This is a genomic window from Photobacterium sp. 53610, assembly GCF_036409375.1.
In the GTDB taxonomy this organism is placed as follows: Bacteria; Pseudomonadota; Gammaproteobacteria; order Enterobacterales; family Vibrionaceae; genus Photobacterium.
This window is the reverse complement of record NZ_JAXOFS010000003.1, coordinates 440,230-456,523: the sequence shown is the minus strand read 5'-3', so window position 1 is coordinate 456,523 and position 16,294 is coordinate 440,230. Positions and strand designations below refer to the sequence as shown.

Below are 16,294 nucleotides of genomic sequence, written 5' to 3'. Positions count from 1 at the left end.
GTAATATATTCCGGTTTAAGTGACCAAGCTGCGGGCCGAAATTCCAGCCCCCATTGCGCCTGTCGGTTTTTCAGCCATCCTCCTGCGACATTCATTTGATACTACTATCAAATTCGGGCACCATCTGCTGCAACATCCATTTCCTGAATCACAGGTTACCTTGTCGTGAGTCTTTACAATACCGCTTCATCCCAGAATCAGCGTATCTTTACGGTTTCCAGCCTGAACGCCCAGGTCCGGCTGTTACTGGAAAATGAAATGGGTGTAGTCTGGCTGATCGGAGAATTATCCAACTTCTCTGCACCAGTTTCCGGACACTGGTATTTCACACTCAAAGACGCACGGGCCCAGGTGAAATGCGCCATGTTCCGGGGCAATAACCAGCGCGTAACTTTCCGCCCGGCCAACGGAAATCAGGTGCTGGTCAAGGCAAGGCTGTCATTGTACGAACCGCGTGGTGATTACCAGCTGATTATCGAAAGCATGCAGCCTGAAGGGGATGGCCGCCTGCAGCAGCAGTTCGAAAAACTGAAAATGCAGCTGGCTGGCGAAGGCCTGTTTGCTCAGACTTTAAAGAAAGCACTGCCGGAACAACCGAAACGCGTCGGCATCATCACCTCTAAAACCGGTGCTGCGTTGCATGACATTCTGAATGTCCTCAAACGCCGCGATCCCGGCTTGCCGGTCGTCATCTACCCGACGATGGTGCAGGGCGAAGGTGCCGCAATTTCCATTGCTCAGGCGATTGGCCGGGCGAATTCACGCCAGGAATGTGATGTCCTGATTGTTGGCCGGGGCGGCGGTTCACTGGAAGATCTCTGGGCCTTTAACGAAGAGATTGTTGCCCGAACCATCGCGGCCAGCCAGATCCCGATTATCAGTGCCGTAGGTCATGAGGTCGATGTCACCATCGCCGATTTTGTCGCGGACATGCGTGCTCCGACACCATCCGCTGCAGCCGAGCTGGTCAGCCGTGATCTCAGCGTACAAATGCAGAAAATCACGCAGCGGCAGCAGCATCTGCGCCATGCAATGCGCCACTATCTGTCACAACGCCAAAACCAGCTGGTACGCTGGCAGCACAGGCTCGACCGCCAGCATCCGCAGGTTCAGCTGAATCAGCAGAGCCAGCGTCTGGATGAACTGCGCAGCCGTCTTGAAAGAGCGATGCGCAAACAGATCTCTGACAGCCAGCAACACGTCCATCGCAATGAGTACAAACTGGCGCTTCACTCGCCAACTCAGCGACTGGAAAAACTGAGTTCTCAGCTTGCCACCCACCAGCGCCGTTTGCAGGACGCGATGGATCGCCGGCTGGTCAATGCACGGCACCAGCTGGCAATGGCAACAGAAAAACTCGATGCCGTCAGTCCGCTGGCAACCTTAGCCCGCGGATACTCCATCACCCGGCATGAAAACGGCCAGGTCATCCGCAGCGCCGCTCAGGTCAAAACCGGAGACACCCTGCAAACGACACTGGCCGACGGAGAAATCCGCTCAACCGTGACAGGTTAAGCCGCGTCTTCAACGAGCATACACGCGCTGATCAAACGCTGTGTATACGCCTGCTGCGGATGGTCAAAGATCTGCTCAGGCGTCCCCTGCTCCACCACTTCTCCACGCTGCATCACCATCACATGATCCGAGATGGCGCGAACCACGGCCAGATCATGGCTGATGAACAGATAACCGATGTTATGACGCCGCTGAATGTCTTTCAGCAAATCCAGCACTGTCAGCTGTACCGAACGGTCCAGCGCTGAGGTTGGCTCATCCAGCAAAATAAATTTCGGCTCGAAAATCAGCGCACGGGCAATCGCAATCCGCTGACGCTGGCCGCCGGAAAACTCATGGGGATAACGGTTGATACAGTGCGGATCGAGACGTACTTCCTGCAGGACCTGACGGGCTTTCTGCATCCGCTCCGACTTGGACATATTCGTGAAGACAGTCAGCGGCTCAGTGATAATCTCACCAATCGTCATGCGGGGCGACAACGAACCATAAGGGTCCTGGAAGACCATCTGCATGTGGCGTTTCAGCTCAAATCGCTCTGATGCGCTCATCTGACGCATGTTCTTGCCTTCAAAAGAGATATTGCCGGTTGAAGGCAGCAACTGCATCAGCGCGCGGCCTAAGGTGGATTTACCGGAACCGGATTCACCGACAATCCCCACCGTTTCGCCCTGCCGCAATGTCAGGCTGATCCCCTTCACCGCTTCGAGGTACTCGGTCGGCTGTCCCATCCAGTTCGATTTCAGCACATAGCTGACTTTGACATCATCCGCCTGAAGAATCACGGGTTCGCTGGCTTTCTCTGCATGCTCTCTCGGCTTAGGTTCAGCGTCCAGCAGCATCCGGGTGTAAGGATGCTCCGGATGATGGAAGACTTTCTCAACCGTCCCGGTTTCCACAACTTCACCCTGGCACATGACCACCACATCATCGGCAAAGTGTCGGACGACACCCAGATCATGGGTAATAAACAGGATTGCCATGCCCATTTCAGCCTGAATTTCCTTCAGCAGCGACAGCACCTCAGCCTGTACGGTGACATCCAGCGCAGTGGTCGGCTCATCGGCAATCAGCAGATCCGGCTTATTCGCCAACGCCATCGCAATCATGATCCGTTGCAACTGACCACCTGAGAATTCATGCGGATAATGACGAATCCGCTTGTGTGGCTCCGGCAGATGAACCCGCTTGAACAGGGCCAGCGTTTCTTCCATGGCCTCTTTCGACGAAACATCCCGGTGGCAACGAATTGCTTCAGCCACCTGCTCACCGACCGGCATATATGGATTGAGCGATGTCATTGGCTCCTGAAAAATCATGGCAATCTTACCGCCCCGAAAACCCCGAAGTACTTTTTCAGGTAAAGCCAGCAGCTCTGTGCCCTGAAACCAGATCTTGCTGGTCGGATCGACCCTGCCATTTTTCGGCAACAACCCCATTACCGCACTGGAAGTCACCGATTTCCCCGATCCGGATTCACCAACCAGCGCCAGAGTCTGGCCTTTTTCAAGACTGAAACTGACCTGCTTCACCGCATCCACAATGCCGCTCTCCATCGTGAATGCCACGGACAGCGCTTCGACTGACAGCAATGACTTCTGCATCTTCATACCTGCATCCTTACTTCTTTCTTCCATAAATAATAATGAGAATTATTGTCAAATAAGAATATATCGAAAGAAGATTGTTGACTACCGCTGAGTATGGTCAAGATACAAAAATTTTACGAAAACCAAGTTCAGATCGATTTTCGGCTGACTAAAACGATTCAGGGCAACTTTTCTGCCGGGTGATTCTCTGAAAAACTAAAAGTAATCCGGGCACGGGATTTCGATTTCAGCGCATTGCACTGAGGACAAAAATAGCTGGCGGCTCCGCAGGCATTCAGTTGTTCCAATGACTGCTCACAGTCCGGACAACGGGCATGTTTGACCACTTCGCGCTTGCAATGCGGGCAATAATAATTTCCTTGCTGCCAGTCCAGATTCAGCTGACAAACAGGGCACAACGATGATGACATGGCGGGAACCTTACACAGGAATGACGTTCAGTCCACATTAGCAGGGATCGACATCTAAGACATGATCAACGACAAAGTCCGGACTGATCAGCGATCACCCCCTAAAAGAACATTTATCAATACACTTCCCGAAAGCATAAGTTACATGTTCTGCATTTGGATTTTAAGCAGAATAAAACTCTGAACATATCAAATATTTCATGAAGATCCAGAATGATTGAAAACTAAAATGTGATCAGTAATCTGAATGATGTTCCCGTATTTACAGGTGTTTAGCCCCACAGCCTGGTGATCAAAAATACGATTGCTCAACAGGATAATCTCCGGCCACGATCCGAAAATTCCGTTCATAAGATCATCTCTTGGCTGTCAGGATCAAAAAACCCGGCTCAAAGGCCGGGTTTTTCTGGTTTACTGATTGTTTTCCCTGTTCTTCAGGGCTGTCGTCAGTCGTTTACGCTGACGCTCCTGAGAAACCGTCAGTTTCTGTCGCTTCACGTTACCATATGGGTTATCACTGTTCTGGAACTGAATGCGAATTGGTGTCCCCATCATTTCCAGTGTCTTACGGTAATAGTTCATCAGGTAACGTTTGTAAGAGCCCGGAAGATCATTAACCTGGTTACCATGAATGACAACGATTGGCGGGTTATAACCACCGGCGTGCGCATATTTCAGCTTCACACGACGGCCACGAATCATTGGCGGTTGGTGATCATCCTGCGCCATTTGCATAATCCGGGTCAGCAGCGAAGTACTGATACGCTTGGTCGCAGACTGGTAAGCTTCCTGAACGGATTCATACAGATGACCAACGCCAGTTCCGTGCAGCGCCGAAATAAAGTGAATCCGGGCAAAGTCAACAAAGCCCAGACGGCGGTCCAGCTCAGACTTCACTCGCTCTTTCACTTCATTATCCAGACCATCCCATTTGTTCACTGCAATCACCAGCGAACGACCGGCATTCAGGGCAAAGCCCAACAGGCTCAGATCCTGATCAGAAATATTTTCACGGGCATCAATGACCAGCAGGACAACGTTGGCATCTTCAACGGCTTTCAGCGTCTGAATCACCGAGAATTTTTCAACAGCCTCGTTCATATTCTTCCGGCGACGCACACCCGCAGTATCAATCAGCACATAGTCCTGGCCGTCACGCTCCATTGGGATATAGATGGAGTCACGTGTGGTTCCCGGCATGTCATACACGACCACCCGTTCTTCACCCAGGATCCGGTTCGTCAGGGTCGACTTACCCACATTCGGACGACCGATAATTGCCAGCTTGATTGGCTGTTCCTGCAGACGTTTGTAAGCTGCCTCAGCATCTTCTTCCGTCAGGTTCGCTTTTTCGATCGCCTCAACAGAGTCCAGTGACTCAATATCAACGAACTCTTCATCATCGGCATGGTCTGCTTTCCATGCTTCCACGAACGGAGCCAGTGCACGTTCCATCAGCGCAGTCACACCACGGTTCTGCGCCGCGGCAATCTGGTGCATTTCATCAACACCCAGTTGCCAGAAGTCGGCACAGGCACTGTCGGCATCAATGCCGTCAATCTTGTTCACCACCAGAAACGTTGGTTTCTGCCGGCTGCGCAGGTGCTTGGCAATGGCTTCATCAGCCGCCGTCAGACCAGCACGGCCATCCACCAGAAACAGCACAACGTCTGCTTCTTCAATCGCCAGCAGCGACTGCTCGGCCATTTTGGTTTCAACGCCTTCTTCTGAACCGTCGATACCGCCGGTGTCGATGACAATAAATTCGTTCTCTTCGAGCTCAGCTCGACCGTACTTACGATCCCTGGTTAGGCCAGGAAAGTCAGCGACCAGCGCATCCCGGGTGCGAGTAAGACGGTTAAACAACGTCGATTTACCCACATTCGGGCGCCCGACAAGGGCAACTACAGGAATCATAATGAGTTTACCTCTATATTTTTCATCATCTTAATGCAGCCATGTTTGTCTCAAACGACAATCACGACGTCACGGGTAGAATAACAACGGCCCCTGATGCAAAAACAAGCAGGAGCCGAAGCGTTAATCTTATCACAGAATGCAGCTGTGACTAAGGCAAATGCATTTTGCTCAGTTTGCCTTCTCTGGTTACCACCAGATAGCCATCGGCCAGTGCCAGCGGCGGTACGCTAATCCCGCTGCCATCCGATTGTTGCTGAGCAACAAATTCACCACTGCGGGGATCCAGCCAGTGCAGGTATCCGAGGCTGTCGCCAACCACCAGTTTCCCGTTAATCACCGACGGTGCACTGAGAATGCGGTGAGCCAGATCTGTATTCTGCCACAGCTCAGTCCCGCTGCGGATATCAACGGCAACCAGGTGGTCATCCGCAGTCACCAGAAACAGCACGCCTGAATCAATCACAAAATCAGTCGCTGAGGAATAATTACGTTTCCACACCTGCTGACCGCTGCGAAGATCAATGGCTACCAGATTTCCGTTATATCCTGCGGTATAGAGTCGATCGCCCTCAACAACAGGCGCTGCATCCACATCAACCAGACGATCAATTTCCGTCGCACCCTGAGGCTGGCCAACCGGCTGTTGCCAGATCAGCTGACCATTACGGATGAAAGCCCCCGCAAGACGACCATTGGCCTGTCCCCAGAAAACACCGCCGGAAATCGAGACCGGGGCACTGTCACCGCGCAGAGTTAATGTAGGAACATCACTGCTGATTTGCCATTTGGTCACACCCGTCTGGGCATCCATTGCCTGAAGAATGCCACGGCTGGTATTGACCATCACCATGCCTTCATCAGCCAAAGGTTTCGCCAGCACTTCGCCGTCGACATCAACCCGCCAGACTTCTTCACCGGTTTCCGCATCCAGAGCAATCACTTCTGCATTTTCGCTGCCGATGAAAACTTTATTGTAAGCCACCGACAGACCACCAGAGAGCTTCGCATTCTCTTCAGCGTGAACCTGATGTTCCCAGATCTGTTTCCCCGTACTCGGATCCAGTGCTTCAACCAACCCATCCCGGCTGGCAACATACAGTTTGCCGTAGCCAGTTACAGGTGCCAGACGGGAATAGAAATGCTGTACACCTTCGCCGATATTACGAGCCCAATCCTGAACGGGCTTGAACTGGTTTTCAACAGCAGGTAACGGAGCCATTTGCACCGCTTCTTCTTCGCTGGCACAGCCGCTCAAAACACTCAGAGTGACCGCCAGGGCTACGGCTTGCTTCAATAGCTTGCGCATGGTCTGCCGCCTTTACTGGGCCAAATCGTCAAGTTTGATTTGCAAAGCCGGAGAAGCACCCAGTTCATTCGCGCTGAGGTAAGCTTCACGGGCTGCAGACTTGTCACCTTTTTGCAGCAAAATATCACCGCGCAGTTCAGCAACTTTACCTTTCCAGCTTTCTGCTTTCACTTTATCCAGTTCAGCCAGCGCCTCATCATAAGACTTCTGAGCTGCCAGAATACGAGCCAGACGTGTATGTGCAACAGGTAACAAAGCGATATCATCCGTATGGCTGATCGCCCAGTTCAGCTGTTCAGCGGCCGCATCCAGATCACCTTTGTCAATCTGTACTTTCGCCAGCTGCAAAGCCGCCAGGACAGCGTACTGAGTGCTCTCATAATCATGAATGAAAGTTTGCGCCTGACTTACCGCGCCGTCATTACCACTGTTCAGTGCCTGCACTGTCTGAGTATAGGCTTCAGAGGCCTGCTCTTTCGCAGCCTGCACTTCAGCCTGATAATAACGCCATCCGTAAAGGCCACCCAGACCTAATACGGCGCCAAGAACCACGGCTTTGCCGTTTTCCTTGATCCATGCCTTAATGATTTCAATCTGTTGCTCTTCAGTGGTATTGACGTCCACGTCCTGTCCTCTCTTAAATCAATTCTGCCAGCTTGGTCGCAACCTCTGCCTGAGGCAAAGTCAGCTGCTCGCCGCCACGAAGGTCTTTCACCACAACAGTACCTTCAGCAATTTCGTTCTCGCCCAGTACCAGTGCGACAGCCGCACCAACATTATCTGCACGCTTGAACTGCTTCTTGAAGTTACCGCCGCCAAAGTGATTCATCACGCGAAGACCCGGTACGGCTTCACGCAGGGTTTCTGCCAGCTTCATACCCGCCATCAGCGTGCCTTCACCAGCCGTGACCACATACACATCTACATTACGGCGAACTTCTGTCAGTTCCAGTTCTTCGAGCATCAGCACCAGACGTTCCAGACCCATGGCGAAACCAACGCCCTGAGTTGCACGGCCACCCAGCTGCTCAACCATACCGTCATAGCGACCACCGCCACAGACGGTACCCTGGGCACCCAGGCTATTGGTGATCCACTCAAAAACGGTGCGGTTATAATAATCCAAACCACGCACAAGGCGTTCATTTACCTGGTATTCGATACCCGCAGCGTCTAATAGTTCACACAAACCTGCAAAATGCGCTTTAGATTCTTCATCCAAATACTCAGACAATTTCGGCGCATCCGCCAGAATCGCCTGAACGGCCTGGTTTTTTGAGTCCAATACACGCAGAGGGTTGGTATACATCCGGCGTTTGCAATCCTCATCCAGCACTTCGGTATGCTGTTCCAGGAAAGCAACCAGCGCTTCACGGTAAGCGGCACGGGCTTCAGAAGAACCAATAGAGTTCAGTTCCAGGCGTACATGTTTATCGATACCCAGCTCACGCCACAGACGTGCGGTCATCATAATCAGCTCAGCGTCGACATCCGGTCCCTGAATCCCGAAGACCTCGACCCCAAACTGATAAAACTGGCGATAACGGCCTTTTTGCGGGCGCTCATGGCGAAACATCGGTCCCATATACCACAGGCGTTGTTCCTGATTGTACAGCAGACCATTTTCAATCCCTGCACGGACACAGCCCGCAGTACCTTCCGGACGCAGTGTCAGGCTGTCGCCATTACGGTCTTCGAAGGTATACATTTCCTTCTCAACCACGTCGGTGACTTCACCGATCGCTCGTTTGAACAGATTTGTCATTTCAACAATCGGCATACGGATTTCGCTGTATCCGTAAGCGCTGACAACCTGTTTCGCGGTATTTTCCACTTTCTGCCAAAGCGGAGTCTGGGTCGGGAGGCAGTCGTTCATGCCTCGAATTGCTTGAATTTGTTTCGCCACGTTGATTCTCAATTAACCGATGGGAATTAAGCTCGAATATATATAAGACCGAATATATAAGTTATGCAGGACATTGTGAACCTGCCCCGAAGGATTCCGGGGCAAGAAAAACAGAAAAGATTACTTTTCGGTAACGTCAATCCGGTTACGCAGATCCATCATGGACGCTTTTGCCCGGATTTTGGTTTCCAGCTGGTCGATCACGTTGTCGTTATCAAAGCGCTCTTTCTGACGGACACCGTCTTCGTAGAAAGCACTTTTGCGGTTACCGCCGGCAATACCAAGATGGGAGACTTCCGCCTCGCCCGGACCATTCACCACACAGCCAATGACGGAAACATCCATCGGTACCGTGATATCTTCCAGGCGCTGCTCCAGTTCGTTTACCGTCCCGATCACATCAAATTCCTGACGCGAGCAGGTCGGACAGGCAATAAAGTTAATACCGCGGGAACGAATCCGAAGCGATTTCAGAATATCAAAGCCGACTTTGATTTCTTCGATCGGATCTGCCGCCAGAGAAATACGCAATGTGTCGCCGATACCTTCCGCCAGCAGCATGCCCAGACCAACGGCAGATTTCACTGCACCGGCCCGTGCACCACCCGCCTCCGTGATCCCCAGATGCAAAGGCTGCTTAATTTCTTTAGCCAGCCTGCGGTAAGACTCCACCGCCAGGAAAACATCAGAGGCTTTCACACTGACCTTAAACTGATCGAAATTCAGACGGTCCAGAATATCGACATGACGCATTGCGGACTCAACCAGTGCTTCCGGCGTCGGTTCACCGTACTTCTGCTGCAGGTCTTTTTCCAGTGAGCCACCGTTCACGCCAATACGAATCGGGATGTTTTTGTCCCGCGCACAGTCAACGACTGCACGGATACGGTCTTCCCGGCCGATGTTCCCCGGATTGATGCGCAGACAGTCAACGCCGTATTCCGCCACTTGCAGAGCGATTCGGTAGTCAAAATGAATATCCGCTACCAGCGGTACATTCACCTGTTGCTTAATCAGCTTGAAGGCTTCAGCCGCATCCATCGTCGGTACAGAAACACGGACAATATCAGCGCCGACCTTTTCCAGTGCGCGAATTTGCGCAACTGTTGCTTCGACATCAGTGGTTCGGGTATTGGTCATGGACTGCACGGCAATCGGCGCACCATCACCAATTGGCACCTTGCCCACATAAATTCGGGAAGAAGGGCGGCGTTTAATCGGGGACTCGTTATGCATCTCTCATTCTCTGTTTACAACGGCAACTTCAACCGGGCCACTTTGCCGGCCGGAAAGCCGCTCAGATCAACTGGTTCACCTTTGAAGGTCATTGTAACAACACTCGGCGCGCCGAGCACTATCTTAAACGGCGCCTTACCATCCAGCGAAATCACATCGCCGGAGCTTTTGATTCCGGTTTCAAGCTGCTTACCGTTGGCATCACGAATATCAATCCAGCAGTCGCCGTTAAAAGTCAGTTTCAAATCCGGCACCTGCGCAACTTCAGCTGGAGCCGAATCAACTGACAATAACGGATTGACTTCATCCAGCAATCCGCTTTCAGCACCTTCAACAACGCGATTCACCGGGGCTTCGTTGCCGGCACCCTGCATCGCTTCATCAAAAGTGTTCAGTGGCAGCTCATCATCACCGGCTGCATTGCTGCTGTATTCTTCGCCAACTGAGTTAACCGCTTCAGACTGACTGGTCCCTTCCGCGATGGCGCTGACATCGTCACTGCTCAGTGAACCCGCCATTTCATCCGAAGTACCGGCCAGTGATTCATCCAGAGGCTGAGTACCTGTAGTGTTTTGTTCAGAAATGACCGGCGGCTCTGTCTTCTGTTCCGTCTGCCACCACCAGGCAGCTGTCATTCCGACGATGATGGCACCAAAAATCCAGGTCAGCCCCATGACACGGCTATCATGTTTTTCACGCTTTGTTTTGCGGGAAAAGCTATGCATGGTCTGAGCCTGAGGCTGCCCCTGACCGAAACTTTCCAGTTTAGTCAGGACATCATTGACATCCAGACCGACAAATTTTGCATAAGAGCGAACATAACCACGGGTAAAAGTGGCCATTTGTGCTTCATCAAATCGGTTTTGTTCAATGTCATCGATCACAGACACCCGCAGGCGCAGACGGCTGGCTACATCCTTCTGAGAATAGCCAAGCTGCTCGCGAGCCTGGCGGAGCATGTCTCCGGGACGAATGACGTCTTCCGTTACTCGTTCTTCGTTCTGTTCAGTATTCATTGGCTAGATAATTCTGATATTGCTGAGAATCAGGAAATTGTTGTCGTAACAATTCGGCATATTTTTTCACCCGATCAAGGCGACCGCTCTGGCTTGACGACTGAATTTTAAGAATAAGACTATCAGCAGTTTCTCCATAACGCTGGCTGAAAGCTGCCAGTCTGTCATCCGCCTTTTGATGTTCCCCGTCCTTGAGCTCTAACTTTGCCAGTTGCAGCATGGAAAGCGGCCGGTAGGGGTCATGACCAAGTGTTTTGTTGAAATAGTCCGCAGCCTGTGTCGCATTCCCTTGTTTCAGATGGCATAACGCAGCATTTTCGAAACTGCTGGCGACCTGAAAATAATCCGGTTGTGAGACGGCACGGTCAAAAGCCGTGATGGCTTCATCATAACGGGCTTCACTACACAAGAATACACCATAGTTATTAAGCACATCGCCATTTTTTGGTGATTCTTGCAAAGCCCGGACATAGAGTGCTTCAGCTGAGTGATTTTCACCCACCTGCTGATAATAATGTGCCATTGCGAGCAGTGCTCTGGGATGATCAGGCGCAACATCGAGCGCTTTATGCAAATTTAAATGCGCTCTTTGCCATTGCCCGCGCTCCAGATAGCCCAGTCCGAGGGTAATTCTTGCATCTGCCGCCGCAACTGGATCAACCGTTCGGCGGGTCTCCGGTGAATCCACTGTCACACAGCCAATTAAAAAACAAGCGGCTATCATGCCGCTTGCGCTTGGGTACATCCAGCGTACCATGACAACTCCCTGCTCATTTCCTTTGAGCTTGACCAAAAGGTCTCTGAATCCGGTCAGTTGAGCTGACTGGGGTAAATGCTGTCTTTATCAGACTGCTTTCACCGGAATTGGTTCACCTTTCGCCTGCTTTGCCAGGGTACGTTTTGTGCGGTCAATCACATCACCGACCAACTGGCCGCAAGCAGCATCAATATCATCACCCCGGGTTTTCCGGACTGTCACCGTGAAATCGTATTCCATTAGTGTTTTCATGAAGCGATCAATCCGAGAGTTACTCGGCTTACGGTATGGTGACCCAGGATATGGGTTGAACGGGATTAAGTTAATCTTCGCCGGTGTATTTTTCAGCGTCTGTGCCAGTTCTCGGGCCTGGTCCATGCTGTCATTCACATGATCCAGCAGAATGTATTCAACCGTCACTTTGCCCCGGTTGGCATTCGACGATGCAATATAACGACGCACGACTTCCAGGAACGTGTCGATGTTGTACTTGTCATTAATCGGCATGATTTCAGAACGCAGCTGGTCGTTCCCGGCATGCAGGGAAATGGCCAGTGCCACATCCACTTTGCCAATCATCTGTTCCAGACCAGAAACTACGCCAGAAGTAGACACCGTCACACGGCGTTTGGACAGGCCGAAACCCAGATCGTCCAGCATGATATTCAGTGACGGGATCAGGTTTTTCATGTTCAGCAACGGTTCGCCCATCCCCATCATCACAACGTTGGTGATCGGACGACGACCGGTTTCTTTCTCGACACCGATCTCTTTGGCTGCGCGCCAGACCTGACCAATGATTTCTGAAACCTTCAGGTTCCGGTTAAAGCCCTGCTGCGCTGTGGAACAGAATTTACAGTCCAGCGCACATCCCACCTGAGAAGACACGCACAAGGTCGCACGGTCATCTTCCGGGATATAGACGGTTTCCACGTCCTGGTCACCCACACGCATTGCCCACTTAATGGTGCCGTCCGATGAGTGCTGTGCTTCAGAGACGTAAGGCGCTCGGATCTCTGCGACCACTTTGAGTTTTTCGCGCAGCTTCTTGTTGATGTTGGTCATCTGATCGAAGTCGTCACAACCGAAATGATACATCCACTTCATGACCTGATCCGCACGGAAGGCTTTTTCGCCCAGCTCATCGGCAAAATACTGCCGCAGTCCTTCGCGATCGAAATCCAGCAGATTGATTTTGACATTCGTCATCGGTTGTCGCCTCACTAAAAAATGACAGATCCTGCGCCCTGCTCACCCGGACGCGGGGTCCAGACAGCGGGGTGATTCAAGGCGCGAAATTGTACAGACTTTATCGCTGCGTTTCCACTTTTGCGCACTTGGTTCCGATTCTCCTGTTTTGATCAGCTTAGCCGACTCAGACGCAGTTGCGACGCCATAAAAAAACGGGAAGCCAGGCTTCCCGTTTATTCTTCAGCATCGGAGCGTCAATTAACCACGCGGGCAGATTTCATCGTCAGAGAAGAAATAAGCGATTTCACGCGCAGCTGATTCCGGGCTGTCTGAACCATGAACGGCGTTCAGACGTGTGTTCTCTGCATAATCAGCGCGCAGGGTGCCACAGGCTGCCTCTTCCGGGTTGGTTTTACCCATCAGTTCACGGTAACGGGTGATCGCGTTGTCACCTTCCAGCACCTGCACCATGACAGGGCCAGAGGTCATGAACTCAATCAGTGGTTCATAAAACGGTTTGCCTTCGTGCTCAGCGTAAAAGCCCTGAGCCTGCTGTTCGGTCAGGCGCAGCATCTTTGCAGCAACAATCGTCAGACCCGCACTTTCCATTCGATGATAAATCGCACCGATCTGGTTACGACCGACTGCGTCAGGCTTCACAATTGAGAAGGTACGTTCAATTGTCATTATTATATTCCTTATCTTTGGTTCACTTCAGTCGGGCAGGCTTCCCTGCCCTCTGGCTCTTACTGTAACAGCAACGCCGCAATATTCGCTACCCCAAGACCTGTTGCACCGGCTGCCCAGCGAGCATCGGCACCGTCACGGAAGCAAGCGGCCAGATCAAAGTGCACCCAACGGCTATCATCACTGACAAAACGGGACAGGAATGCCGCCGCATTCGAAGCGCCGCCCATACCGCCACCTTTCACCGCACGGCTGTTAGCAGTATCCGCATAGTCAGACGGGCAGTTACTCTGGTGCCATTTCTCCAGCGGTAACGGCCATGCCGGTTCATTCACCAGCTCAGACAGCTGCTGTGCTTTACGCAACAGCTCAGGCTGCATTGAGAAAATCGCATTATAATCCGTGCCGACGGCCATCATTGCAGCGCCGGTCAGCGTCGCTGCATCAATGATCAGCGGAGCTTTCATTTCGCTGGCCTTGATCAGACCATCCGCCAGCACCAGACGTCCTTCAGCATCTGTGTTGACCACTTCAACAGTCAGACCGTTTTTGTAAGTCAGAATATCACCCAGCTTATATGCATTGCCTGCGATCATGTTCTCGGCACAGCACAGGATCAGCTTGACCCGCTTCTTCAGTCCCTGCTCAATGGCATAAGCCAGCGCTGCCGTTACCGTTGCGGCACCACCCATGTCACATTTCATAGCAACCATGCCGGCACTTGGCTTGATGCTGTAACCACCGGAGTCGAAGGTGATTCCTTTTCCGACCAGACAGGCATGAATCGGCGCATCGGCATCACCGGTCGGGTTATAATCAAGAGTCAGCATGACCGGCGGACGGCTGCTGGCACGGCCAACACTATGAGTGCCGATCCAGCCTTCAGAAAGCAGCGCGTCCCCCACCACGACTTCATGCGTGATTTTGTCGCCGGCAACATTTTCCAGAAACGCCACGGCGTCCCGGGCCAGTTTTTCCGGGTACATATCTTCAGGGGTCGCATTCACTACCTGGCGAACCCATTCGACACTGCGGCGACGTGCATTCAGCAATTCCAGCTCGTCTTCATCCTCAGATGCCCACTGCACTTCGACCGATTTACGCGGTGCCACAAAACCACAGTAGAAAGCCCACTGGCGCTCATAACTCCAGCCTTCCCCGCTCAGACTCACCTGTGACGCGCCCTGAGCAGACAACTGACGGGCGGCCTGTTGAATACGACGCAGGACGAAATCGCCCTGGTAATGAATCACAGCACTTTCCTGCTGATAAGAAACCAGTGCCTTTTCTCCCCAGACGCCCTGAGAAGGTTCGGCAGACAGCAAAACCGTAAGCATATGCATGTTCCCTAAGTTGAAAACGCACAACTGGCGAACCGGTTGTGCGTTATAAATTTCCAAAGCGCGGAATTAAATATCCTGAGCCAGAAGGTTCGCCAGGGTCCGGACACCCACTCCGGTCGCTCCCACACCCCACTTATCACTGGCTGACTTGCGGTAAGTCGCGCTGCAGTCAATGTGGAGCCAGCCTTTTTTGTAGTCTTCCACGAAGTAAGACAGGAAGGCGGCTGCCGTGCTGGCACCCGGCATAAAGTCGCCGGTCGAGATGTTCGCCAGATCAGCAAAGCCAGATGGCATCATACGGCGATGGTGCTCTCCCAGCGGCAGTGGCCACATCCCTTCATGCTCTTCACTGGCAGCGATCAGCGCTTTCTGCGCCATGCTGTGATCGAAGCTGAACAGAGCGTGATAATCGTTACCCAGCGCATTTTTCGCCGCACCCGTCAGGGTTGCACAATCAACGATCAGGCTTGGCTTCTGTGCGCTGGCATAAATCAGACCATCGGCAAGTACCAGACGTCCTTCGGCATCGGTATTGAGAATTTCGACCGTTTTGCCGTTTTTATAAGTGATGATATCACCCAGCTTGAATGCACGGCCTGAAACCATGTTTTCCGCACAGCACAGGATCAGCTTAATGCGTTTTTGCACGCCACGGGCAATTGCCAGCGCCAGACCACCGGTAGCCATCGCAGAACCACCCATGTCAGCTTTCATCGCCGCCATGCCATCAGAAGGTTTAATGCTGTAACCGCCTGAGTCAAACGTAATCCCTTTCCCTACCAGACAGGCAAAAACAGGCGCTTCATCATCACCGGTTGGGTTGTAGTCCAGAATCAGCATGGCCGGAGAGCGCTCAGAACCACGGCCGACGGTATGGATACCAACCCAGCCTTCATCCAGCAGATCATTGCCTTTCATGACTTTGTAGGTCACGTGATCCGGTGCCAGCGATTTAATGAACTCACCCGCACGGTTTGCCAGATGCGACGGATTTACAACCTCAGCACTCTGGTTAATGATATCGCGAACCCAGTTAGTTGCGGTCAGGCGTGCCTGCAGTTCAGCTTCTTCCGCTTCTTCCAGCGCTGGCCAGGTAACGTTGTTGCCCGGCTTGGCATTCCGGTGGCCCTGAATAAAGGCCCAGACGGTTTCCAAATCCCAGTCATCGCCGCTCAGGCTGACTTGCTTGATGCCTTGTCCGTCCAGCGTGCGACCCGCGCGCTGAATTGTATTGAGAACATCATCATTGGTAATGTGAATTTGAACACCGTCAGCAGTGTATGACACCAGGGCATTCTCGCCCCACTGTTCTGCAGCAGCGTCTTCAGTCAGGAAGACTGACATAGTGGCAGACATGAAAAACTCCTTGAATATTTTCCCGCTGAGCGTTCACCACT

At 52.3% G+C, this 16,294-nt stretch carries 14 protein-coding genes; 1 reads left to right on the top strand and 13 read right to left on the bottom strand.

Features of this window, described 5'->3' with window-relative positions; all coding sequences use genetic code 11:
• Positions 1-165 precede the first annotated feature (165 nt).
• A complete protein-coding gene (gene xseA, locus SPK40_RS11890) occupies positions 166-1,515 on the top strand; it encodes an exodeoxyribonuclease VII large subunit (RefSeq protein ID WP_330960597.1) in 1,350 nt (449 codons plus the stop codon).
• Here the strand turns inward: xseA and SPK40_RS11885 are convergent.
• The 13 genes from SPK40_RS11885 to pepB (SPK40_RS11825) all read right to left on the bottom strand — a co-directional run bounded on the left by SPK40_RS11885 (position 1,512) and on the right by pepB (SPK40_RS11825) (position 16,253).
• Positions 1,512-3,119, bottom strand: coding sequence for an ABC transporter ATP-binding protein (locus SPK40_RS11885; RefSeq protein WP_248141707.1), 1,608 nt, complete (start codon positions 3,117-3,119; stop codon positions 1,512-1,514). The genes xseA and SPK40_RS11885 overlap by 4 nt on opposite strands.
• Before the next feature lie 164 nt (positions 3,120-3,283).
• Positions 3,284-3,535, bottom strand: a complete 252-nt coding sequence (locus tag SPK40_RS11880; RefSeq protein WP_248141198.1) for a zinc ribbon domain-containing protein — start codon at positions 3,533-3,535, stop codon at positions 3,284-3,286.
• A 411-nt stretch (positions 3,536-3,946) separates the two neighbouring features.
• The gene (gene der, locus SPK40_RS11875) at positions 3,947-5,452 is read right to left on the bottom strand and encodes a ribosome biogenesis GTPase Der (protein WP_330960596.1); all 1,506 of its coding nucleotides are present in this window, start codon (positions 5,450-5,452) and stop codon (positions 3,947-3,949) included.
• A 151-nt stretch (positions 5,453-5,603) separates the two neighbouring features.
• Positions 5,604-6,761, bottom strand: coding sequence for an outer membrane protein assembly factor BamB (gene bamB, locus SPK40_RS11870; RefSeq protein ID WP_330960595.1), 1,158 nt, complete (start codon positions 6,759-6,761; stop codon positions 5,604-5,606).
• 12 nt (positions 6,762-6,773) lie between these two features.
• The gene (locus SPK40_RS11865) at positions 6,774-7,385 is read right to left on the bottom strand and encodes a YfgM family protein (protein ID WP_330960594.1); all 612 of its coding nucleotides are present in this window, start codon (positions 7,383-7,385) and stop codon (positions 6,774-6,776) included.
• Between the two features lie 13 nt (positions 7,386-7,398).
• Complete coding sequence (gene hisS / locus SPK40_RS11860) at positions 7,399-8,667, bottom strand: histidine--tRNA ligase (RefSeq protein ID WP_248141202.1); 1,269 nt, start codon at positions 8,665-8,667, stop codon at positions 7,399-7,401.
• A gap of 120 nt (positions 8,668-8,787) precedes the next feature.
• Positions 8,788-9,903, bottom strand: coding sequence for a flavodoxin-dependent (E)-4-hydroxy-3-methylbut-2-enyl-diphosphate synthase (gene ispG, locus SPK40_RS11855; protein ID WP_330960593.1), 1,116 nt, complete (start codon positions 9,901-9,903; stop codon positions 8,788-8,790).
• A gap of 14 nt (positions 9,904-9,917) precedes the next feature.
• On the bottom strand, positions 9,918-10,919 hold the full coding sequence (gene rodZ, locus SPK40_RS11850; protein ID WP_330960592.1) for a cytoskeleton protein RodZ: 1,002 nt from the start codon (positions 10,917-10,919) through the stop codon (positions 9,918-9,920).
• Positions 10,909-11,676: a type IV pilus biogenesis/stability protein PilW gene (gene pilW, locus SPK40_RS11845; protein ID WP_330960591.1), complete on the bottom strand. Its 768-nt coding sequence runs from the start codon at positions 11,674-11,676 to the stop codon at positions 10,909-10,911. The genes rodZ and pilW overlap by 11 nt, the downstream gene beginning before the upstream one ends.
• 87 nt (positions 11,677-11,763) lie before the next feature.
• Complete coding sequence (locus SPK40_RS11840) at positions 11,764-12,885, bottom strand: bifunctional tRNA (adenosine(37)-C2)-methyltransferase TrmG/ribosomal RNA large subunit methyltransferase RlmN (RefSeq protein ID WP_248141205.1); 1,122 nt, start codon at positions 12,883-12,885, stop codon at positions 11,764-11,766.
• Positions 12,886-13,125: 240 nt separating this feature from the next.
• Positions 13,126-13,554 (bottom strand): nucleoside-diphosphate kinase, encoded by a 429-nt coding sequence (gene ndk, locus SPK40_RS11835; RefSeq protein ID WP_248141206.1) that lies wholly within the window; start codon positions 13,552-13,554, stop codon positions 13,126-13,128.
• A gap of 59 nt (positions 13,555-13,613) precedes the next feature.
• Positions 13,614-14,891 carry an aminopeptidase PepB gene (gene pepB, locus SPK40_RS11830; protein ID WP_330960590.1) on the bottom strand — a complete coding sequence of 426 codons (1,278 nt, stop codon included), beginning with the start codon at positions 14,889-14,891 and terminating at the stop codon, positions 13,614-13,616.
• Between the two features lie 72 nt (positions 14,892-14,963).
• Positions 14,964-16,253 (bottom strand): aminopeptidase PepB, encoded by a 1,290-nt coding sequence (pepB, locus tag SPK40_RS11825; protein ID WP_248141208.1) that lies wholly within the window; start codon positions 16,251-16,253, stop codon positions 14,964-14,966.
• Positions 16,254-16,294: the final 41 nt, after the last annotated feature.

Bases quoted from the DNA above. Each gene is read 5' to 3' on its own strand.
- SPK40_RS11885 (WP_248141707.1), bottom strand. From the start codon at position 3,119: ATGCAGAAGTCATTGCTGTCAGTCGAAGCGCTGTCCGTGGCATTCACG.
- SPK40_RS11880 (WP_248141198.1), bottom strand. From the start codon at position 3,535: ATGTCATCATCGTTGTGCCCTGTTTGTCAGCTGAATCTGGACTGGCAG.
- der (WP_330960596.1), bottom strand. From the start codon at position 5,452: ATGATTCCTGTAGTTGCCCTTGTCGGGCGCCCGAATGTGGGTAAATCG.
- bamB (WP_330960595.1), bottom strand. From the start codon at position 6,761: ATGCGCAAGCTATTGAAGCAAGCCGTAGCCCTGGCGGTCACTCTGAGT.
- ispG (WP_330960593.1), bottom strand. From the start codon at position 9,903: ATGCATAACGAGTCCCCGATTAAACGCCGCCCTTCTTCCCGAATTTAT.
- rodZ (WP_330960592.1), bottom strand. From the start codon at position 10,919: ATGAATACTGAACAGAACGAAGAACGAGTAACGGAAGACGTCATTCGT.
- pilW (WP_330960591.1), bottom strand. From the start codon at position 11,676: ATGGTACGCTGGATGTACCCAAGCGCAAGCGGCATGATAGCCGCTTGT.
- SPK40_RS11840 (WP_248141205.1), bottom strand. From the start codon at position 12,885: ATGACGAATGTCAAAATCAATCTGCTGGATTTCGATCGCGAAGGACTG.
- ndk (WP_248141206.1), bottom strand. From the start codon at position 13,554: ATGACAATTGAACGTACCTTCTCAATTGTGAAGCCTGACGCAGTCGGT.
- pepB (WP_330960590.1), bottom strand. From the start codon at position 14,891: ATGCTTACGGTTTTGCTGTCTGCCGAACCTTCTCAGGGCGTCTGGGGA.
- pepB (WP_248141208.1), bottom strand. From the start codon at position 16,253: ATGTCTGCCACTATGTCAGTCTTCCTGACTGAAGACGCTGCTGCAGAA.